The organism is Myroides albus, assembly GCF_024722315.1.
GTDB lineage: Bacteria > Bacteroidota > Bacteroidia > Flavobacteriales > Flavobacteriaceae > Flavobacterium > Flavobacterium album_A.
Genome location: NZ_CP102754.1, coordinates 2,507,339 through 2,525,747 on the forward strand (window position 1 = coordinate 2,507,339; position 18,409 = coordinate 2,525,747).

18 protein-coding genes, 1 pseudogene and 1 riboswitch are annotated in these 18,409 nt (G+C 34.6%); of the genes and pseudogenes, 9 read left to right on the plus strand and 10 right to left on the minus strand.

The features are described 5' to 3' along the window. Positions 1-7 precede the first annotated feature (7 nt). Positions 8-358 carry a 50S ribosomal protein L19 gene (rplS, locus tag NWE55_RS11450; protein WP_155091763.1) on the minus strand — a complete coding sequence of 117 codons (351 nt, stop codon included), beginning with the start codon at positions 356-358 and terminating at the stop codon, positions 8-10. 215 nt (positions 359-573) lie between these two features. Then, complete coding sequence (locus tag NWE55_RS11455; RefSeq protein ID WP_155091762.1) at positions 574-1,176, minus strand: nitroreductase family protein; 603 nt, start codon at positions 1,174-1,176, stop codon at positions 574-576. Positions 1,177-1,343: 167 nt separating this feature from the next. Between NWE55_RS11455 and NWE55_RS11460 the strand changes: the two genes are divergently transcribed. The 3 genes from NWE55_RS11460 (at position 1,344) to NWE55_RS11470 (ending at position 3,546) form a co-directional block, all read left to right on the plus strand. Then, a complete protein-coding gene (locus tag NWE55_RS11460) occupies positions 1,344-1,463 on the plus strand; it encodes an alpha/beta fold hydrolase (protein WP_258204070.1) in 120 nt (39 codons plus the stop codon). Between the two features lie 253 nt (positions 1,464-1,716). After that, the gene (locus tag NWE55_RS11465) at positions 1,717-2,628 is read left to right on the plus strand and encodes a hypothetical protein (RefSeq protein ID WP_258204071.1); all 912 of its coding nucleotides are present in this window, start codon (positions 1,717-1,719) and stop codon (positions 2,626-2,628) included. 75 nt (positions 2,629-2,703) lie between these two features. After that, a complete protein-coding gene (locus NWE55_RS11470) occupies positions 2,704-3,546 on the plus strand; it encodes a hypothetical protein (RefSeq protein WP_155091760.1) in 843 nt (280 codons plus the stop codon). A gap of 33 nt (positions 3,547-3,579) precedes the next feature. Here the strand turns inward: NWE55_RS11470 and NWE55_RS17055 are convergent. Beyond that, positions 3,580-4,164: pseudogene (locus NWE55_RS17055) on the minus strand (GNAT family N-acetyltransferase). A gap of 59 nt (positions 4,165-4,223) precedes the next feature. Between NWE55_RS17055 and NWE55_RS11480 the strand changes: the two are divergent. Genes NWE55_RS11480 through NWE55_RS11490 form a run of 3 tightly spaced genes read left to right on the plus strand, consistent with a single transcriptional unit; the run spans position 4,224 to position 7,052 of the window. Next, complete coding sequence (locus NWE55_RS11480; RefSeq protein WP_155091759.1) at positions 4,224-5,291, plus strand: SMI1/KNR4 family protein; 1,068 nt, start codon at positions 4,224-4,226, stop codon at positions 5,289-5,291. Then, positions 5,291-5,794, plus strand: coding sequence for a DUF2199 domain-containing protein (locus NWE55_RS11485; RefSeq protein WP_155091758.1), 504 nt, complete (start codon positions 5,291-5,293; stop codon positions 5,792-5,794). The genes NWE55_RS11480 and NWE55_RS11485 overlap by 1 nt, the downstream gene beginning before the upstream one ends. A gap of 4 nt (positions 5,795-5,798) precedes the next feature. Beyond that, a complete protein-coding gene (locus tag NWE55_RS11490) occupies positions 5,799-7,052 on the plus strand; it encodes a hypothetical protein (protein ID WP_155091757.1) in 1,254 nt (417 codons plus the stop codon). A 385-nt stretch (positions 7,053-7,437) separates the two neighbouring features. On the opposite strand, the gene trmD is transcribed toward NWE55_RS11490, so the two are convergent. Beyond that, complete coding sequence (gene trmD, locus NWE55_RS11495; RefSeq protein WP_155091756.1) at positions 7,438-8,118, minus strand: tRNA (guanosine(37)-N1)-methyltransferase TrmD; 681 nt, start codon at positions 8,116-8,118, stop codon at positions 7,438-7,440. Positions 8,119-8,175: 57 nt separating this feature from the next. Beyond that, complete coding sequence (locus NWE55_RS11500) at positions 8,176-8,508, minus strand: DMT family transporter (protein WP_155091755.1); 333 nt, start codon at positions 8,506-8,508, stop codon at positions 8,176-8,178. 145 nt (positions 8,509-8,653) lie between these two features. Between NWE55_RS11500 and NWE55_RS11505 the strand changes: the two genes are divergently transcribed. The 3 genes from NWE55_RS11505 to NWE55_RS11515 all read left to right on the plus strand — a co-directional run bounded on the left by NWE55_RS11505 (position 8,654) and on the right by NWE55_RS11515 (position 11,805). Next, positions 8,654-9,811 (plus strand): MFS transporter, encoded by a 1,158-nt coding sequence (locus NWE55_RS11505; RefSeq protein ID WP_258204072.1) that lies wholly within the window; start codon positions 8,654-8,656, stop codon positions 9,809-9,811. A gap of 48 nt (positions 9,812-9,859) precedes the next feature. Further along, a complete protein-coding gene (locus tag NWE55_RS11510; RefSeq protein WP_155091753.1) occupies positions 9,860-10,792 on the plus strand; it encodes a peptidylprolyl isomerase in 933 nt (310 codons plus the stop codon). 71 nt (positions 10,793-10,863) lie between these two features. Next, positions 10,864-11,805, plus strand: a complete 942-nt coding sequence (locus NWE55_RS11515) for a pyridoxal-phosphate dependent enzyme (RefSeq protein WP_155091752.1) — start codon at positions 10,864-10,866, stop codon at positions 11,803-11,805. Between the two features lie 27 nt (positions 11,806-11,832). Here the strand turns inward: NWE55_RS11515 and NWE55_RS11520 are convergent, their stop codons facing one another. The 5 genes from NWE55_RS11520 to NWE55_RS11540 form a co-directional block, all read right to left on the minus strand. After that, on the minus strand, positions 11,833-12,738 hold the full coding sequence (locus tag NWE55_RS11520; RefSeq protein ID WP_155091751.1) for a DMT family transporter: 906 nt from the start codon (positions 12,736-12,738) through the stop codon (positions 11,833-11,835). Positions 12,739-12,822: 84 nt separating this feature from the next. Further along, entirely contained in the window at positions 12,823-14,379 is a 1,557-nt protein-coding gene (locus NWE55_RS11525) for an FMN-binding glutamate synthase family protein (protein ID WP_155091750.1), read from the minus strand. A gap of 306 nt (positions 14,380-14,685) precedes the next feature. Then, positions 14,686-15,915: a voltage-gated chloride channel family protein gene (locus NWE55_RS11530; protein WP_155091749.1), complete on the minus strand. Its 1,230-nt coding sequence runs from the start codon at positions 15,913-15,915 to the stop codon at positions 14,686-14,688. A gap of 27 nt (positions 15,916-15,942) precedes the next feature. Then, a riboswitch (Fluoride riboswitch) is annotated at positions 15,943-16,005 on the minus strand. Positions 16,006-16,071: 66 nt separating this feature from the next. Then, a complete protein-coding gene (locus tag NWE55_RS11535; protein ID WP_155091748.1) occupies positions 16,072-16,428 on the minus strand; it encodes a PUR family DNA/RNA-binding protein in 357 nt (118 codons plus the stop codon). Between the two features lie 78 nt (positions 16,429-16,506). Further along, positions 16,507-18,258: an ABC transporter ATP-binding protein gene (locus NWE55_RS11540; RefSeq protein ID WP_155091747.1), complete on the minus strand. Its 1,752-nt coding sequence runs from the start codon at positions 18,256-18,258 to the stop codon at positions 16,507-16,509. Positions 18,259-18,409 lie beyond the last annotated feature (151 nt).

The window sequence follows — 18,409 nt, forward strand, 5'->3', positions numbered from 1 at the left end:
AAGTTGATTATCTTCTTCTTTCTTTGATTTTTGCTTTTTTACCAGTAAGTTCTCTGAAGTAGAAGATACGAGCTCTACGAACTTTACCTCTTTGGTTCACTTCGATTTTCTCTAAAGCTGGCATGTTTACAGGGAAGATACGCTCAACACCTACGTTACCTGACATTTTACGGATTGTAAAAGTTTCAGTAGCACCATGTCCTCTTCTTTGAATAACTACTCCTTTAAAGAACTGAGTTCTTTTTTTGTCACCCTCTTTAATTTCGTAGTAAACTGTGATAGTATCTCCAGCGTTGAATTCTGGAAAGTCTTTTTTTGCGATTAATTCGTCTTGAACGAATTTCATTAAATCTGCCATTGTAAAAAATGTATAATAGTTATTGTTCAGAGCAACATACACGGACCTCGCCAGAGGTTGATCTAAATCGAGTGCAAATATATAAAATAAAATAGAAAAACTGATGAATTATTTTTAAATTGTAATTCGCTGCTAATCTATTTGTTAGGTGTTTTAATTGTCTGTTTTTACAAGTTGATACAGAATGTAATTGTCACGGGTGATCGAAATGATTGTTACCTTACTTCAATTACTATTTCTTGTGCTAAACGCGTCTTAGGATTTTGACTTGGTTGGTTAGCATCTTCACTATCTCTATGTCCAATTGCAACAGCAAAAGTACTTTTGTAAATGCCGTCTTGGTTGATAATTTTGTCAAATTCACCAGTGTCAATTCCCTCCATTGGTGTTGCATCAATACCCATTGATCCACAAGCTGCAAGAAAGAAACCTAATGAGATGTATACTTGATTCTTCAACCAAGCTGTAACTTCTTCTTCTGATTTAGGTTTTAAAAAGTTGTTGTAATACATCTTCGAACCTTCAGCTGCATTTGCTAAGCGTAGTTTTTCGTAGTTTTCTTTTGTACTGAGTACATTGAAAACAATCAGATGACTTGCATCTTTTATCTTTTGCTCATTAAAAGCAGACTTCGTGGCAAGTAAATCTTTTAGCTCAGGACTTTGTACAATTGTAAATTTCCAAGGTTGACTGTTAATCGATGAGGGACTAAGTTGTAAAATTTGTTTTAGTTGTTCTAATTGATCTGTAGTAACAGACTTAGTCGCATCGTATTTTTTGGTAGTGTATCTGCTTTTAGCAATCTCTAAAAAACTCATTTTATAAGGTTATGTTATACAATTCTAATTGTCCAAATTTACGAATTAAGAATGGGATACCCATAAGGTTAAGCTGCCGGATTAGTGCAGTTGTGTTTTAAATCATGAAGAATTTCACATTTATGATGTTTTAAGTTTTGCAAGGATGCGGTTATGAAATATTGAAAATGTCTTTACCTCTTAGTACTAATGATCTAACATTAGTAAAACTCAAAGAATGTGGACACTTCTTATTATCAGAAAAGCCAGAAGAAGTGATCGATGAAATAATAAGATTCTTAGCATAGTCATTGTCGTTTTTGATTGTTTTATGAATGAATTTGGAGTGTATAAACGTCTTTTATGGATTTAATTCCAATACGAGGATTAATGTGTTTATCTAGAAATTCAAGTGCATAGTTGAAGTAAGAGCATTGTTTTATTATTGATTATAGTGATATTATTAAAGCTTAGTATAACTGTTTGTTAATTGGGTTGTTGTTTGTTTTAATTCATATTTTTTAACTTTAATTAACTATTTTTGTTTAAAAATAAAAAGTTATGCTTAAGTCAAATATATTGGTTGGTATGCTGTTTATATTTGTGATGTCCTCTTGTTCATCCGTAATAAAAAGTTCAAAAATAACAGCTTTACAACAGAATTATTGCGCTCCTAATATTGTTTATTTGGATAATACAACTGAAGAAGAGAGGCTTTTTAAAGATGAGTTAGTCGCTCAGAAATTGTCTGAACACGATTATACATTAGCATCCCATTTAGGGTTGGTACCAGTATTGGCTAAATACTTGCATAGTGAGGATACTTTAGAAAAAATGCAAGCAACACAACAGATGATTGCTATCACTCAACTTTTTCAAACGGAATTAGATGCTTTAGCAGCGGAACTTAATTGTAATGGGGAGCGATATGATCAATTGGCAAGGGTATTAGATGCTAAAAACGGAACTACCAATACTCAACTTACAGTAGCATCTATCGCGATCGGCGCAGCTGTTACATTATCTACAGCTTTGATAACAAATGACAATACAAATAAAGGATTGAATATAGCAGGTGGTGTTGTAGGTACGGGATTAGGTTTCATGTTGTTGAACCCCAAAGGCAAAAAAGTGGAATTAGTGAATTATCGCAGTCTAATCGGAAACGTCTGGAAAGAGAATAATGTTGACAATGCTTTTCCAGCCACTGTTTGGAGAGTACTGAATGACAAGTCGTTTAGCAATGAAGGAAAACTATCCTTAATACAAACACTTAAGAATAGATGGTTATTATTTGCATTTGATGAAGAAGTCAGTAAAAAAGAAGAGGAACGTTACTTTGGTCATGGTGGATTTTTTAAATCTGATGACATTCATCTAATGTCTGATATGAATAATGAATTGCAAGCCAGTGTAAGAACCTTACAACAGGATTTGCATAGCTTGTTGTTTGCTATAAACTCTTGGAAATAGCAGATAGTATAAAATTAATTAAGCTGTTTTTTGTTAAAAAGTAAGTATCTTGTAGTCGATTTAATAAAAAAAGAGATGAAAAAAATACTATTATTTGTAGGTTGTATGGTAGCTACAATGCAACTACAGGCACAAGAATCTGTTGTCTTACAACTTGATGTGAAGGCAAATACAAATTATAAGATAACTTCTGAGGATAAAGACAGCACAATCACTAACCTCTTAGGTGATAAAGACATGGTGGAATTGTTGAAGAAAGAAGGAGCAGAGTTTCCTACTTATGAGACAACAGAGAACAATACTACTTATAATCTGCAATGGATAAAGGCAAAGAAGAATAAGTTAGACTTTACATTAGACTTAGACAATATTGTAACACGTGAATTTAAAGCTAATTCATTAGTTAGTACAGATGTAGAAAAAGATATTAAGGGATTCACATCAGGTACTTTAGATGTCAAGAAAGGGTTGAAACTAACAAAAGAACTCAATGGAAAATACGCAAGTTTAGAGGAAGATCTAACAACCCTATTAGATGATTTGTTCAACAGTAGTGGTTTTCCTGAAACTCCAATTAAAGTAAATGACACTTTCGATTCGGAAGCTCAAAAGAAAGTCAAACTTTCTGCTGAAAACGAAGTTTTGTTAACAGTAAAAGAAAGTGTAAAGTTAACCAAAATAGAGAATAACAAGGCTTACCTATTAATTGAATCTTTAATTACTTCAGAAAGCACTTCAGAGAAATTTGCAGAGATGAAAGGAAAAGAGAGCAAAGTGGTGGTGTACGATATGAAGGATAAATACTTTGAATCAATTAATGGAGAGGTGTCCATGACTGTCAATATTGCAACTGATGGTGATTTAACAATAAATATGACCAATAATAAAACGCAAAATGTAAAGATAAGTAAGATTTAAACAGTCTTATAGAGATAAAGAGCGTTACTAAACCTACGGGGTAGTAACGCTCTTTTCGTTTATAATAGCATAAAACACATGATCCAGATATTCATTGTCCTTTAGTGTATGTGCCTTTAATACTCCTTCTTTTTGCATTCCTATTTTTTGCATAATCTTTCCTGATGCCTCATTATGTGAGAAGTGAGAAGCAAATATTCGCTTTAAATGCAGTGTTTCAAAACCAAATTAAAGTAACGCTTTTGCAGCTTCTGTAATATATCCTTTATTCCAATATTGCTCGTCTAACCAATAGCCCATTTCAGCTTTGTTATTGGCTGTATCTATTCCTAATCCGATACCTCCGATAATACTGGGGTTATCTCTAAATCGGATAGCAAAGATGTATTTATCTCCTTCTTTTAGCCCTTCTAAAGCTAAGTTCACCCAAAAAGAAGCATTTGCTTCAGTATAAGGAAAAGGGATATTAGTTGTGTTTTGACTATACACAGGGTTTCTCATAATTTCTATAAGACTAGAGACATCGCCTAAGTGAGGTTGATTTAAAATCAAGCGATCTGTTTTTAGTGTAAGTGTTTTCATGGTTGATATTTTTATAAAAATAATAAATTCCTCCATGTATTCAGTGACTTTATTATTTGAAATTAATGGTATTTTAGCCCAAAATAAAAAGAAACATGCTACAGTTTGATTTTACATCAAGAGGGTTTGAGATAAATGGTAATCTATACAGTTTTCCTATAGCAAAAGAAGCTTTGTACGCACTATTTGGAGTGCCTGAGGTATTCACAGGCGAGTATAACGATGTTTATATTTGGCATACATTGGGATTAAGGGCTTTTTCAAAAGATAGAATAAGTATTAATACCATAGAAGTAAATTATAAAGTAAAAGATTATACATCGGCTGTGATATCAGTATTTATAGGTCAATTAAACCTGAATGGAGAATCAGATGCAATGAAGTATTATAACGAGCATAAGTCTGAGCGTATCAAACTTTGGGATACAGATGATGCAGGTGCATTCAGGTTTAATGATGTAACGGTGTGGTATAATATCAGACAAGGAGAACTGTATTCACTATCTTTACAAGCCTATGAAGAGATACAGGAAGAAGAAGTAGCATTACTTCCTATAGATGAAAATTTCGAGTATTTAGAGGCGGTATGGTATGAATGGAAAAAAGCAATAGAGAATAGGGTTGGTGCAGATAATAAATACTATAACCCAACTCACGGTATTACTCAAGAGCAGTTAGACACTGTCGTAGAACAATTAGACGAAGTAGAGTTACCAGCTATTTTAGTCAACTTCTATAAAATAGGGAATGTCAAGTGGAATGCTGTTACTTCAGCTTTAAGTTTGCATGCCAACGGATGGGATTATGATCTACTGCCTTTTGAGAAGATAGCAGATGAATGGGAGAGTATCAATGAACTGTTTGATGATGATGAGGTAGATGAGGATACAGTTGCAGATTATGATACCCGACTTAAGTGTACAGGATATGCTAATCCGAAGTGGATTCCCTTTGCAGAAGGAAAGAATGGAGATTATTTACTGATAGATACTGATCCAAGTGATACAGGGACGTATGGACAAATTGTAGAATTACAAAATGAGTCTTGGAGTAGAACAGTAATTGCCTTTTGTATAGAGGAACTGATCTATAGAGAGATAGAATCTTTAGAAGGAGAAATAACAGAACATCAACAATTTATAATAGATAACGGAACATTCTAATGAAATATATATGTGCAGATTGTGGACAAGAACACGAGGATTGGCCTGCCTTGGTGTTTCAAGCACCTGACCCTTATTTAGCCTTATCTCCCGAAGAGAAAGAACAGGCTGAATTGACTAAAGAAATATGTTGTATAGATGATAAAGAAGGAACACATTGGTATTTGAGAGGTGTGTTGACACAATATGTGTACGATGCTTGTCAATACTTGGATTATGGTGTATGGGTAAGTTTAAGTGAAGAGAGTATGAAAGACTACTATGAACACTATGAAGACAAGGAGTATAAGACAACTTATTTCGGTTGGTTAGTGACTAACTTACCTAATTATCCACCCAATACGTCATTTGCTTTGCCAACGAATGTTGAGGTAGATAATAGCAAGGGAATACCTACTATATTGCCTCATCAAAAGGGAGATTCTATCTTTATAAAAGACTTTTATGATGGAATTTCGACAGAGGAAGCCTTGCGAAGAATAGACGCTTTATTAAATGTATAATTATATGAGCAAAGGACAACAATTAGCCATAGATTTTAAATTGACAGAGTGGAAAACTCCTGATGTTTATAATCAATTAAGAGGATTAATGAAGGACGAAGCAGAAATATATGCTTTCTGCTTAGAGTTTCTGACGAATAATGAGAAGGATTCAACGCTTTTTCACAGTGCATTAAGTTATGTCAATGAGGAAGACTTTGGCCAATTAGTAAAAATAGCAATTGATATTTTAAAAGAAAAAGAAAGTGCTGTAGCAGAGAGTGTGGTTGAGTATGCGAGTATTCAGTTACCTCATATACTGCATTCACATATAGACGATTTAATCTTGCTCAATCCCAATGGGGATAGCTATTACGCAGATTACTATTGGCGCAATTTGCCAGGAGAACTAATAGCTCCTTATTTAGAGCGTTTTCTAAGCGCAAATACTGATTTAGAAACCAAGATACACTTGTTTAATGGATTGGTAGAGACAAGGGATATCGCTACTATAGAAAGCCTTATTCCACATGCGTTAGAATTAGAATTGAGCACTTATGTGAGCTCATCAGATTATATCGATGGTTATTTAGAAGGGGTGGGATTGTGTAGAGAACATGGAAAGGTAAAAAGGTACTGTTCAGATCAAACGTATCATATTTTGTTTGAACCGAAGTATTTAAACAAGCCAAGTGCAGTACATTTAAAACGTACAGATCATCCTACGTGGAATGGAACACCATTATCTACAACTTATAAAATGGGAGGATATCTTACTGAGGATGATAATAATCCCTTTATGCATATGATAACACTTAATCCTATACCAGTGGGGTTGCCAATTAGCTTACCTCAATTGGTTTTAGGTTGTCACTTACGGGAGCTAAATGAAAATGGTGTGGTGTTTTATCAGCACGATGAGCAGGGAATCCCTCATAAAATTGGAGATTTGATGAAGATTGAGTGGGTAGAGGAGAAAGCGATGGTACCGACAGAAGTACAGATAGCACCTACTGATGCACGTTGGGTATTTCAATCTTGGGCAAGTGCGAATAGCCGAGAGAACTTATTTAGAATAGGCGGAGAGCCTTCTTGGGTGCAGAGCGGAGAAGTGCTAACTTGTCCAATTAGTGGAGAGAAGATGAACTTCATTATGCAGTTAGATTCTGAGATTCCCGATGTAGAAGGCGGAGAGGTGTATTATGGCAGTGGAGGATTGTGTTATATTTTCTGGTGTGATAAGACCAGAGTAAGTGGATATACTATACAGCATACATAAGATAAAATAGCAGAGCTTGTATGCACTGCTATTTTGTTATTCAATTGACGATGTTTTTAGGGCAGTAGGAGGTATGCCAAACAATTTTTTAAAGGCAAAAATATAGTGTAATAGCGTATGGAACTTTCTTGATAAGCTCAGGATTACTTTCGTGTAGAGTTCATGTTAAGTTGAACATGTATTTGTCAGTAGGTCTATTGGGTTTGATACTGAAAGATTAGTTCACAAACTAAAGGACGTACTTCTTAATATATTTATTCGAATTAAAACTTTACTATGAGAGGAAGATTAAGTATAGTGGAGGAAGAAATATAAAGAGGTATTTCCGTGAGATAAAATAGGTATAAAAAAACTCCACAAGGAGTAACTTGTGGAGCTTTATATTTTATTTTTTGTTCAATAAATCAGGTCTTCTGTTTTTGGTATGTTCATAGGCCATGTCTTCACGCCATTTGTCAATTGCAGCAAAATTACCACTTAGTAAAATGTCTGGTACTTTCCAACCTTTGTATTCAGATGGGCGAGTATAGATAGGAGGTGCCAGTAAGTCATCTTGAAAACTATCTGTTAAGGCAGAAGTTTCATTGCTTAGTACTCCAGGGATTAAACGGATAATAGCATCACATAGTATAGCTGCTCCTAATTCACCTCCAGAAAGTACATAATCGCCAATGGATATTTCTTTTGTGATGAAATGATCTCTGACACGTTGATCAACTCCTTTGTAGTGTCCACATAGAATAATAATGTTTTTTAGCATAGACATTCCATTGGCCATTTGTTGGTTGAGTGTTTCACCATCAGGAGTCATATAGATTACTTCGTCGTATTCTCTTTCGGCTTTTAAGGCTGAGATACATTTATCAATAGGTTCTATACTCATTACCATTCCAGCACCACCACCAAATTGATAGTCATCTACATTCTTGTGTTTATTTGTACTATAATCACGTAAGTTGTGGAAATGGACTTCTACAAGTCCTTTTGCAATTGCTCGCTTTAATATTGAAGCTTGAAAAGGGCTTTCGATGATTTCTGGTAATACTGAGATAATATCTATACGCATAATTCTTTGATAAATTTGTGCAAATGTACAATGCTATTTTAAGTAAACAAAACGCTATTAATGTGCACTGCTTTTTGAAAAGAGTTGAATGATTATTACACCAATAATGATAAAGGCGATTCCTATTATAGCAGCTAAGTCTAGTTTTTGTTTGTAGATGAAGTATGCTGTAATAGTCACCAAGACAATTCCAATACCAGACCACAAGGCATAAGCAATGCCAATAGGGATTGTTCGCAGCGTAAGGCTTAGAAAATAGAATGCACCAGCATACCCTGCCAAAGTAATTACAGTAGGAAGTAGTTTGGTAAAGTTTTCACTCTTTTTTAGTGTAGAGGTAGCTATTACTTCTAAGATAATAGCGACAATTAAAAAGACAAAGTTTTTCAAGTTGTTATTTTTTGCAAATATAAGAGATGAAATTTAGGTAATAAAAATATTAAGAATTATAGATTCTATGCATTTATTGTAAATATTATAGATTATAAACTTTGTGGTATACTGTGTTAGGTGATATATTTTTATTTTTGCATTTATGAGTTTATCAAAGTCAAACGTTTTTTTTATGGCAGCAATTACAGGGTTAATTGTTGCTAACCTATATTATTGTCAGCCTTTAATTCCTCTAATAGCAGAAGATTTCCAAGTGACAGAAGAAACTGCGGGGTCTTTAACTTACCTGACACAAGCAGGGTATGCAATAGGAATGTTTTTAATGATTCCTCTGGGGGACAAGTTAGAACGCAAGAAACAGATTACTATTACCACTATTTTTGCTACAATAGCTTTGGCATTGACAGCTATTATTACCGATTTTGTTTGGTTACAAGTCATTAGTTTTGTCCTTGGAGCAACTTCTATAGTACCTCAATTAGTCTTGCCAATGGCGGCAAGTCTTTCTTCTGACGAACAGAGAGGGAAAGTGATTGGTACGGTAGTGAGTGGATTGTTAATTGGTATTTTGTTTTCTCGTACTCTTAGTGGTTTTGTTGGTGTATGGCTTGGTTGGAGAGGAATGTTTTGGATAGCAACTGTGATTAGTTTACTCATTGTTATTTCAATTCAGTTTAGATTGCCAATCAATAAACCCAATTTTCAAGGTAGTGTGAGTCATCTCTATACGTCAATGTTTACACTTATTAAACAGCAACCTATTTTAAGAGAATCCACTTTAATTACTTGTTTGGCATTTGCTCAATTTGGTGTTTTTTGGACTACAATGGTTTTATTGTTGCACAACGAGCCTTTTGGTTATGATAGTGCGCTTATTGGGGCTTTCGGTTTGATAGGAGCATGTGGAGCATTTGCAGCACCCTTAGTGGGTAAAGTTGGTGGATCTGGTGGAGCAAGGAAATTAATTCTATATGGCATAGTTATGACATTTTGTAGTTTTATCATTTTTATGTTATCTAGTAGTTCAGTTGTAGGGATTATTATAGGTATAATTTTGATTGACTTAGGGTTGCAGACTATTCACGTGTCAAATCAAACCCGTATATATTCACTTTTGCCAGAAGCGAGAAATCGCTTGAATACTGTCTATATGTCATTTAGTTTCCTTGGAACGGCTTTTGGCTCAGCTTTTGGTCTATATTTGTGGAAGTATTTTGGATGGGCAGGTGTATGCTTAGGAGGTATGCTTTTGGCAGTACTATCTTTTATCATATTTTTAGTATCCAAAAAGAATAATTAGTCATAATTTTGCCTATTAAGGCATTATAAATTAAAAATAAACAAAGTAATGGAAAACGGTATTTACGCAAAATTTAATACTACAAAAGGAACAATCCTTGTGAAATTAACTGAGGATTTAACGCCAGGAACAGTTGGGAACTTTGTAGCTCTTGCAGAAGGTAATTTAGAAAATAGTGCTAAAGCACAAGGAACTCCATACTATGATGGAATGAAATTCCACAGAGTAATTCCAGACTTCATGATTCAAGGTGGTTGTCCACAAGGTACAGGTACAGGTGGTCCAGGATACACATTCGATGATGAGTTTCACGCTACTTTAAGACATGATGGACCAGGAGTATTATCTATGGCTAATGCAGGTCCTGGAACAAATGGATCTCAATTTTTCATTACTCACGTTGCAACACCATGGTTAGATGGTAAACATACTGTTTTCGGTAAAGTAGTAGAAGGACAAGATGTTGTAGATGCTATTGCACAAGGTGACTCTATCGATTCAATCGAAATCATTAGAGAAGGTGATGCTGCAAAAAGTTGGAATGCAGTTGAAGCTTTTAGAGTTTTTGAAGGGGCTCGTGAAAGAAGATTAGTGGAAGCTAAGCAAAAAGCTGATGCTGCTGTTGATGCTATTTCTGAAGGGTTTGAGAGAACTACAAGTGGATTGCGTTACCAAATGATTGTGAAAGGAGATGGAAAAAAAGCAGAAAAGGGTAAAACTGTTTCTGTACACTATAAAGGAGCGTTATCTGATGGTAGAGAATTTGATAATTCATACAAACGCAAAAAGCCAATCGAATTTCCTTTAGGACAAGGATATGTTATTGAAGGATGGGATGAAGGTATTTCGTTATTACAAGTAGGAGATAAGGCAAGATTTGTAATTCCTTCTTACTTAGGATACGGAGAAAATGGTGCAGGAGGTGTTATTCCACCACATGCAACTTTAGTATTCGATGTTGAATTAGTAGATGTTAAATAATAAGAATAAACATATAACTCTCAATCGCATAGATTGAGAGTTTTTTTCTGTTATAGAATAGACTAAAGGCTATGAAACAAGAATTAATTGATTGTCATGAACGCATAAAGGAGTATATTCATCATACTCCTATTATGGAATCAGGACATATAGAACATTTTTTAGGAAATGACCTTTATTTTAAGTGTGAGAACTTTCAGCGTGCTGGAGCCTTTAAGATGAGAGGTGCAACCAATGCCATTTTGCAATTAAGTGATGAACAAAGAAGCAAAGGTGTAATTACGCATTCTTCTGGTAACTTTGCTCAAGCATTGGCTTTAGCTGCAAAAAAACTCAATGTAAAATGTTATATTGTCATGCCACATGATGCTCCCTATGTAAAGCGAAATGCAGTCTTGATGTATGGAGGTGAAATTGTAGAATGTGCTCCGACTATGGAATCAAGAGAGCGCGTTTGCAATCATATGATAGAGGAAACAGGAGCTACTTTTATTCATGCCTCAAATGATATTAATGTAATCTTAGGACAAGGTACTTCTGCTAAGGAATTATTGGAGTCCCAACCAGATTTAGATGTAATTATTGTATCAGTAGGTGGTGGTGGACTTTTGGCAGGAACTATCTTAGCCGCTCAAAATTTTGGCAAACCGGGAATTGAAGTTTATGGAGGAGAACCCTTGGAAGCAGATGATGCTTATCGCTCTGTCGAATCAGGTGTTATTCAATGCAACAGTTCTACAAATACTATAGCAGATGGTTTGAGAACTCAATTAGGCGATGTTACATTTCCAATAATTAAAGAAGGAGTAAAGCAGATTATTCGCGTGAGAGAGAATGAGATTGTATCTTCTATGCGTGTGATTTGGGAAAGAATGAAGATTATTGTTGAGCCCAGTAGTGCTGTAGCACTTGCTGTTCTAATTAAAGAGCGTCCTCTTTTCGAAGGAAAAAAAGTAGGTATAATATTGTCAGGAGGTAATGTTGATTTAGATAACTTACCATTTGATAATTAATTAGATAAAAGCAAAAGGAAGTTAGTTTTAAACTAACTTCCTTTTGCTTTTCTTTATTTTTATTTCTTTTCTACCAAAGTATAGTCCTGCTACAATGAGTACGCCGCCTATAATTTGCATAATACCTAAGTGTTCTTCATCCAGTAATCCCCAACCAAAGGCAATTAAAGGCATGAGCAAAGATACAGATGAAGCAAAGCTTGCATTTGTTTCGTTTATCAACTTATAGTAAAATATATTTGCCAACGCACTTCCGAAGAAAGCCAGTAGAAATACGAAGCCTATTCCTTGTATCGCTTCAGGGTGATCCCATATTGTTTGGAAGAAGCCAGTACTGATTAGCACGATAAGAGCTGGAACTAAAAGAACAAACTCAATAAAAGCGGTCCATACAATTGGGGGAATATCTCCCATATATTTTTGCGTTAACAATCCACTATAGGCATACATAAGTGAGGCTATAATCAGCAATAAGTGGTAGAACCATTCATTGGGAACGACTGTCGCTGTTTCTGGACTTTGTAAGAGTAAGATAACTCCTATGAAAGAAAGAACAACTCCTGTGACTTCACCTAAATGCGTTTTGTACTTAAAGAATAAGGCACCTAATACAATGACGAAAATAGACATCAAAGCGTTTAGTATTCCCGCAATAGAACTGTGAAGGTGTACTTCAGCAATAGGAAATAAGAACATCGGAATAAAGCTTCCTACGACTGCTGTTAAGAATAACCAATGAAACGTTTTTTTGGGCATTATCTTTATATGCTTAATCGAGATAGGCAATAGGAAGATACCTGCAAAAGTTATTCGCAGGGCTCCAACTTGTATGGGAGTGAAATACTCTAATCCTCTTTTTATCAGTATGAATGAAGATCCCCATACAAGCGATAGAACTATTAAGGTAATCCAGTGTTTAGGCTTTATTTTCAATGTTTATTACTTTTTGGTGCTGTGTATATTATAAAAAAAAGACCACAAATTGTTGTGGTCTTTATATTTTGATGGTTAAGTTAGTTAACTCTTTTTTCTTGTATCTAGTTCACCAAAATACATCTCTTGGAAACTCTTATTAACTCCGTGATCAACGCGTTTGTGGAAAGTTTTTGGGTCAATTTCTACCGGTTTTTCATATCCACATGCACTAATAAACTCACCTAAAGCTTTCATTGTATTAGCATGGAAGTTAGCAACGCGTTTTCTCTTGTCAGTTACATTCAAAGCAGAGTACAATTGCTCATCTTGTGTTGCAATACCTACAGGACAGTGACCACTATCACATTGTAAAGCTTGGATACATCCTAAAGCGAACATCATACCACGAGCACTATAACAAGCATCTGCACCTAATGCCATTGCTTTTGCAATGTCAAACGCAGAGATGATGCGTCCTGATGCTAAGATTCTAATTTTATCTCTTAATCCACTTTCGATTAAAGTTTTATTAGCAAACACTAAAGCATCGTTTAGCGCCATACCCATATAGTCAATGAATTCAAGTGGAGCAGCTCCAGTACCTCCTTCAGCACCATCAACAGTGATAAAGTCTGGGTGGATTCCTGTTTCAACCATTGCTTTTACTATAGCTGTAAATTCATCTTTTCTACCAATACATATTTTGAAACCAACTGGTTTACCATTTGCTAACTTTCTCAATTTAGCAATGAATTGAATTAATTCAGTTGGATTAGAGAATGCAGTGTGACCTGAAGGAGAGTGTACTGTTGTGTGAGGTACAATACTTCTGATCTTAGCAATTTCTTCTGTATTTTTTTCAGCTGGTAACAATCCACCATGACCTGGTTTAGCACCTTGAGATAATTTAATCTCAATCATTTTTACTTCAGGGTAGTTTGCACGTTCTTCAAATAAAGCATCATCAAAGAATCCCTTTTCATTACGACAACCAAAGTATCCTGTACCGATTTGCCAAATTAGATCTCCTCCTGAACGGTGGTATTGACTAATACCTCCTTCTCCTGTGTTATGAGCAAATCCTCCAATTTTAGCACCCTCGTTCAAAGCTGTAATCGCTCTTTTACTTAAAGCACCATAACTCATCGCACTAATATTATATATACTTGCACTATACGGTTGTGAACATAAATCGCTTCCGATAGTCACTCTAAAGTTAGTGTCGTTTACTCTTTTTGGATATACAGAGTGAGATGCCCACTCATAACCAATTCTATTTGGATCATCTTGCATACCAAAAGAAACAGTTTGTTTCTCGTTTTTCGCTCTTTGGTAAACGATAGAACGTTCACGTCTATTAAATGGTCTTCCATCTAACTCACCTTCCCAGAAATATTGTCTCATTTCAGGACGAATAGATTCGAACATATATCTAAAACGAGCGAATATAGGATAGTTTTTACGTATCGTATGTTTTGTCTGCTTCAAATCAATAATTGTAAGGATTGCTAAGAATCCAGAAATTACTGTGTTAACAATAGCCGCTATTGAATTTGGATTAAGGACTAAAGAGAGAATAGAATATGCTAAGTATAGTACCACACATGCAATTGTCAATTGTCCAAAAGTAAATCTGTTTAGGAATTTTTTGTGAAACATAAAATAGAATTTAATGCAATCTAATTGTTGTTTAGTTTGTAAATGTTATTACGGTTATTAGTTTAAATTTTCACTCAAATAATCATTGATTTGTTATAGTCAAATCAATCAATTAATTAAGTGTAAATCGTCGCAAAGGTAGCAAAGATTTTGAATTTACCGAGTTTTTGTAATTATTATTTTGTTAGTGAAAACAGGTAAAAATATCAAATTCATAATTTTTATCTTTTTATTATATAATTATTTGGTAATATGATATTTGATTACGAAGAATACTCTAATTTGTTATTAGATATTGGTGTTTTTCTAAGGCCACTTTTGCGACTTATAGATACTTTGTCTACCCGAAACTTGATAAGCAATGTAACACGCCAATGCAAAGTAGAGCGCATTCTCAATTCCAAACAGTTCGATTGCCATAAGTGTACAAGCCCATGGTGTCTTGGTTGCCCCTGCAAAAACAGCTACAAAACCAATAGCTGCCAAGATATCCACTGGTATATTTAAATAGATAGAAAGAAAACTTCCCAATGTAGCTCCAATGAAAAACAAAGGCGTTACTTCACCTCCTTTAAATCCTGCACCAAGCGTAATGGCTGTAAAGACTATCTTTAGCAAAAACACTTCTGCACTTTGTTGCACAAAAAAAGATTCTTCTATTGTCGGTACACCTAATCCCAAATATTTGAAATCTCCGATAATCAATATAAGTAAAACAAATATTGTACCACCTATCAAGGGTCTAAGTGGAGGATAGACTATATGTTTAGTTAATGTTTTGTTACAGAAATCTGTAAGTTTTATGAAGATTATTGCTGCAAGACCGAAGGCAACTCCCGTTAAGCTTACTTTAGCTATAGATAATAGGTCAAAAGGGAGCGTAGTGTTTTGTTTATATGCTGTATGGGTGATGCCCCATTGTAGGCATATAATGTGTGCAATTACAGCAGATAATAAGACAGGATAGACATATTTGTATTTTACTCTACCTACAAGCATGAGTTCTAAGGCAAATAGGGTTCCAGCTATAGGAGTACCGAAAACTGAAGCAAAACCTGCACTTACCCCAATGAGGAGGATTGTTTTTCGATCGATGCTAAACAAGGAAAATAGCCTTGAAAATTGATCAGCAATAGCTCCTCCCATTTGTATAGCTGTGCCTTCTCTACCAGCAGACCCTCCAAACAAGTGAGTGACTAGTGTACCTAAAAGCACTAAAGGAGCCATTTTGAAGGGAATGATAGCCTTTGGTGTATAATATTCATCTATCAAGAGATTGTTGCCCTTATTAGCTCTACCTGCATAATAGTAATAGAGCAAGCCTATTAAAAAACCAGCTATGGGTAGAAAATAGAGCAAGTAGATATGGTGTGATCTAAATTCAGTGATGTGTTCGAGAAGATAGAGGAATAAAGCTGATGTAGTTCCTATGAAAGAACCTATTACCGCACTTAGTATGGTCCACTTTACAAAGTAAATTACAATGTTTTTTTTAGATAATCCCGCTTTTAAGGTAGTTAAAAAATGATATGCCATAGCCTATTAAATAGTAGTTATACTGTTTTTTTAATAGACGTCATCAGCATATTTAAGCGGTTCGAGGCAGACATCATTGCCTATATTTGTAAAACAAAGGTATAAAAAAAGTCTGATTCAACTGAACCAGACTTTAAATTTTTAGTTTTAATATCATTAAATATCATCAAAACTTACATCCGTGAAAGAATTTACTTCATCTTTTTGATATTCTTTTTTGAAATCTTTTTGATGTCTTTCTGAAATTACTTCTTCACCTTTTTTGTCGATAACATAGTTTGTCATCTCATCTAAAATTTCTCTAAAGGCACCAAAATCTTCTTTGTATAAGTAGATTTTATGTTTTTTAAAGTGGAATGATCCATCATCTTCTGTAAACTTTTTACTCTCTGTAATTGTAATGTAAAAGTCTTCAGCTTTCGTTGCTCTAACATCAAAGAAATAAGTTCTTCTACCAGCTCTTAGTACTTTAGAGAAAATCTCCTCTTTTTCTAACATTTCGTTATCTCTCATAATTCCTTCTTATCAATTAATTGATTTGTTCATATATAGTATTCAAAAGTCTAAAAAAAAACTTAATAAACCAACTTTTTATAATAATTCTTTTTCGCTGAGTTGTTTTTGGTGTAACTCATTGTAATAGCCTTCTTTGGCTATTAATTCTTCGTGAGTACCATTCTCTATGACTTTGCCGTTTTCGAGGATGATTATTTTATCTGCGTTTTTAGCTGATGAAATACGATGCGTAACGATTAAAGTCGTTATGTTTTTACTGTGTTTTTCTAAGCTCTTTAGGATATTTTCTTCCGTTTCTGTATCTACGGCTGAGAGTGAATCATCTAAGATGAGTATAGGTGACTCTTTTATCAGTGCGCGCGCTATCGATACGCGTTGTTTTTGCCCCCCAGAAAGAGTTAATCCCCTTTCTCCTAACACGGTATTGTAACCTTTGTCAAAAGAGATGATATTCTCGTGAACAGCGGCTTTTTTTGCCACTTCTATAATTTCCTGTTCTGTTGCATCTTCTTTTCCAAATCTTATATTATTGCTGATTGTGTCAGAGAACAGAAAAGCATCTTGGGGCACAAAAGCAATAGATTGTCGCAAATCATTTAAGTGACAATCTTTTATAGGATTGTTGTCAATGAGTATTTTGCCATCTTCAATATCGTATAATCTTGCAATTAGGGATAAAATAGTTGATTTTCCTGAACCAGTTTTACCTAATATAGCGAGTGTTTCGCCCTTTTCTAATGTAAAAGATACATTGTCTAAGGCTTTTATACCTGTGTCATCGTAAGTAAAAGATACATTTTGAAATTCAATTTTTCCATCAATAGGAGTATGCTCCTTTGCTGTATTGTAGATTTCAGGTTTAATATCTAAAAATTCATTAATGCGTTTTTGCGAGGCTTCTGCTTCTTGTATCATCGTGGATACCCATCCCAGTGATGCAACAGGCCAAGTAAGCATATTGATGTATAGTATAAACTGGGCAATGATTCCGATATCGGGAATCTGTCCATTAAAATACATGATAGCTCCTATGGAGATTACAACTAAGTTACTCAATCCGATTAAAAAAATCATAAGCGGGCCAATGAGCGAACCTGTCTTGGCAAGTTTTAGATTTTTTTCTTTACTCTCTTGGGTTAGTTTTTTAAAGTCCTCTTGTTTTTCTCCTTCAATAGCATACGCTTTAATTACCCTTATTCCAGAGAAAATCTCTTGTGTGAAAGAGGATAATTGAGATAGGTTTGCCTGAAATATAGAACTTCTTTCGTTAATCTGTCTACTTAGTTTAAAGATAAAGTAACCTAAAAGAGGCAATGGCAACAGCGAATAAAAAGTCAATTGAGGTGAGATTAAATACATCTGAGTTAATACAACCGCAAACCTGATCAGTGTATTGATAGAATACATCACTGCGGGACCTGCATATTGTCTAACTTTTCCTACATCTTCACTGATACGATTCATTAAATCACCGGTTCTATTCTGTTTGTAGAAGGATTGGGTGAGTATTTCGTAGTGCTTGAATACTTCGTTTTTTAAATCAAATTCGATGTGACGAGACATGACGATTAAGGTCTGTCTCATCAAGAAAGTTAAAAAACCTGCAATGAGGGTTGTGACTAAAATCCAGAAGATATTTTGTCCCAATAGTTTAATGACCGTCTCTTTGTGTAGGGCATCGATTTGCTCAAGTGTACGAATGGAGTCCCCAACAAGTTTAGGAGTATATAAGGTGAATATCTGTGCTACAATAGTAATTGTAACACCTATAATAAAACGCGATTTATATTTGTAAAAATATTTATTTAGATGACTTAATGCACTCATTGGTTTGATAAGGCTTGTTGTTTGTGGTTATAATTAACAAGAAATAACTATTGCTATTCTTGTTTTGACAAGTGTTTTAGGATTTGAAAATCAAGGAAATACACTGTTGTTTCGTTTTTTCCTCTTTTTGATATTCTCAACTATTAAACAC